This window comes from Lentimicrobium sp. L6, assembly GCF_013166655.1.
In the GTDB taxonomy this organism is placed as follows: domain Bacteria; phylum Bacteroidota; class Bacteroidia; order Bacteroidales; family UBA12170; genus UBA12170.
This window is the reverse complement of the sequence record NZ_JABKCA010000153.1, coordinates 1-2,801: the sequence shown is the minus strand read 5'-3', so window position 1 is coordinate 2,801 and position 2,801 is coordinate 1. Positions and strand designations below refer to the sequence as shown.

At 35.1% G+C, this 2,801-nt stretch carries 4 protein-coding genes; 3 read left to right on the top strand and 1 reads right to left on the bottom strand.

Features of this window, described 5'->3' with window-relative positions; all coding sequences use genetic code 11:
• Positions 1-449: 449 nt before the first annotated feature.
• The 3 genes from HNS38_RS19890 to HNS38_RS19880 are packed head-to-tail and all read left to right on the top strand — an operon-like array spanning position 450 to position 2,089.
• On the top strand, positions 450-968 hold the full coding sequence (locus tag HNS38_RS19890; protein WP_172284775.1) for an RNA polymerase sigma factor: 519 nt from the start codon (positions 450-452) through the stop codon (positions 966-968).
• Positions 968-1,549, top strand: coding sequence for a hypothetical protein (locus HNS38_RS19885; protein WP_172346984.1), 582 nt, complete (start codon positions 968-970; stop codon positions 1,547-1,549). The genes HNS38_RS19890 and HNS38_RS19885 overlap by 1 nt, the downstream gene beginning before the upstream one ends.
• Positions 1,550-1,561: 12 nt before the next feature.
• Entirely contained in the window at positions 1,562-2,089 is a 528-nt protein-coding gene (locus tag HNS38_RS19880; protein WP_172284773.1) for a DUF4252 domain-containing protein, read from the top strand.
• A gap of 564 nt (positions 2,090-2,653) precedes the next feature.
• Here the strand turns inward: HNS38_RS19880 and HNS38_RS21300 are convergent.
• Positions 2,654-2,740 (bottom strand): T9SS type A sorting domain-containing protein, encoded by an 87-nt coding sequence (locus tag HNS38_RS21300; RefSeq protein WP_371823827.1) that lies wholly within the window; start codon positions 2,738-2,740, stop codon positions 2,654-2,656.
• Positions 2,741-2,801: the final 61 nt, after the last annotated feature.

Sequence of the window (2,801 nt, the reverse complement as noted above, 5' to 3'; positions counted from 1 at the left end):
TTCAAAATAGCTTTTGATTTGTTTAAACAAGATGTGTATAAAGAGTAGTTCCCCACGGGGAGCAAAAAAATCAGATTCCAGCTTTAAAAATCAAATTACTTTAGAATATCGACTTCTCAATCTAATAGTTTTGTTGAATCTTTTTCCTGACTCCCCTTGGGGTTGGGGCAATCAGGGAAAATCAAGTATACTATTTCTAACTGATTAGTAACAAAAAAGCAAACATCTATATTTTTACTTTGCGTTAGCGTCATTTTAACTTCGCGCTCTTTACATGGAACCTTATCAGCAAAATTGATTTGTCTTAGAGCCTTCGAGCCTTAGTGGCCCAATTCGCCCATAATTAGGATTAATTGAAAACCTCAATAAAAAATATTTCATCATCTTTGTAATGCATCTCCAAAACAATCGTCATATCATTGTCCAAAGGCAAAATCAGAATTAGAAAAATGCAAAAAGACCAATTTAAAAAACAAGTACTCGTCCATAAGGACCAAATGTACCGACTGGCGCTGCGCATTTTACAAAATGAGGAGGATGCTAAAGACATTGTTCAGGATAGCTTTTTAAAGCTCTGGAACAGAAGAAAAGTTCTTGGAAATATCAAAAGTATCAAAAGCTTTTCCTTAACGATGGTTAGAAATGGCTGTATCGATAATATTCGAAAACACAAGCCTGAAACCAATAAGGAAGAACAGGTTTTAGCTCGTTCAGACCATCAGAACCCTGAGAAACAATTGGTGGTGAACGACGAGTTACAAAGGGTAAGACAGATTATTTCTAATTTGAATCCTCAGCAAAGAGAGGTGATTCAACTCAGGGAGATGGATGGATTAGATTATGACGAAATCAGTGAGATAACAGGCTTAAGTACTAATAATTTGAGAGTCATCATCAGTAGAGCCCGAAAAGAAATCAAAGTGCAATTGATGAAACAAATGGATTTCCAAATGACAAAAATAGGATAATGATGAAAACAGAAAACATAAAACAGCTATTACAGAAGTATTTTGAAGGAGAAACCAATCTTTTGGAAGAAAAGCAGCTGCGTCATTATTTTTTATATGAAGACATAGCTCCGGAATTGGCCCAATACAAAATACTATTTACTGTTTTTGAGGAGGATAAAAACATCATTGCAGAGCTAGAAGAGGAAGACTTGCTTCCAGAAACTACAATGAGAAAAATAGATTGGAAGAGTTGGACAAGCTGGTCGGCAGCGGCAGTTATTTTATTAGTCCTAGGCTTTTCTTGGTTTTATAGCCAAACGAGCATTCAAAATAATACTTTGAGTCCAAAAGAGATTCAGATAGCCCAAAAGTATCTGAGCATAGGATTAGAATCCATGGATAAAGGATATGAAGCCAGTAGCAAGTTCAGCGAAAAGGCTGCTATCATAGGTACACAAACTCAAGAAATAGGAAAGATGGAGCAAGTCTATCAAAAGAATATTGAGAAAATAAATCATGTGAATCATATAGATCAATCACTCGAAAAGCTGCAGAATATTTCGAGCATGAAGAAAAGCAAATTAAAATTAGTAATGTAAAAAACCATAAAAATGAAAAAGTTAGTTTTATTATTAGCCATGGGAATATTAGGTATTTCCACATTGATGGCCCAATCGGCCACCGACAAAATATTCGATAAGTATAATGGAATGGAGGGATTCACCGTTGTGACCATCAACCAAGCCATGTTCGAGATGATATCTAAAATGGATACCACCGACGATGGAAAAGAAATGGTAGAAATGGCCCGCTCTATCGAGAGCATCAGAATCCTTGCCATGGATACCATCATGGGAGATGTAAATCTTTATACCGAGGTGATGGATGTTTTACCCAAGAAAAACTTCAAAGAACTGATGTCCGTAAAAGAAAAAGACATGGATATTAAATTTATGATTCAAGAAAAAGATGGAAAAGTAAGAGAGCTCTTAATGGTTATAGGAGGTTCGAAAGACGATAATGCCATCATCAGCATCACTGGCGATATCAACCTAGCCAAAATGGGTTCTATGGCCAAAACTTTGAACATCAAAGGAATGGAAAACTTAGAGAAATTAGGCGACAAGCACGATAATTAATTCTGGTTTCCAATAGAAAAACAGGCTGTACTTTTTAAAGTATGGCCTTTTTTGTGTTTGACAAATTCGTATTAACCTCAGGTTATTATAATAACGATGGAATACAATTATATCTAAGCAGTTTATACTTTGTTTAATAGTTAGATTCCTTTTGCGATCTTGGCATATTTTGTCTTTGCGAGTTCTTTGCGTGAAATGAGAAATAAGTATTTAGAGTGTCTAGAGTACTTAGAGTTCAAAGTTCGACCTTTCAAAGTTTAAAGTTTGTATTTTCTTGATAGAATTGCATTCTGTTGGTGTATCTAAAGAATAAGGCTTCAAGATCATGGAGCTTGATTGCATAATATCTCAAGCTATTAAAATAACGATGGAATACAATTCTATCTAAGCAGTTTATACTTTATTTAATAGTTAGATTCCTTTTGCGATCTTGGCATATTTTGTCTTTGCACTTTCTTTGAGTGTAATGATGAGGCTTAAGATGTTGAAGGATTCAAAGGTTTTGAGAAGTTTCACCATGCAGTTGTTTGTTTTGCAGAGTAGTCTAGGTCCAGTTGATTAGTTTTATAGCTTAATAATCTTTTGAGTTTTTATCAGCTCCTTATCTGATTTAATCCTCATAAAATAGACTCCTTTCTCAAGGTGGGAGATATCTATGTGGATATACCGGCGTTATTGTGCCAGTCATACCGACGTTATTGTGCCAGTGTGA

Bases quoted from the DNA above. Each gene is read 5' to 3' on its own strand.
- HNS38_RS19890 (WP_172284775.1), top strand. From the start codon at position 450: ATGCAAAAAGACCAATTTAAAAAACAAGTACTCGTCCATAAGGACCAA.
- HNS38_RS19880 (WP_172284773.1), top strand. From the start codon at position 1,562: ATGAAAAAGTTAGTTTTATTATTAGCCATGGGAATATTAGGTATTTCC.
- HNS38_RS19885 (WP_172346984.1), top strand. From the start codon at position 968: ATGATGAAAACAGAAAACATAAAACAGCTATTACAGAAGTATTTTGAA.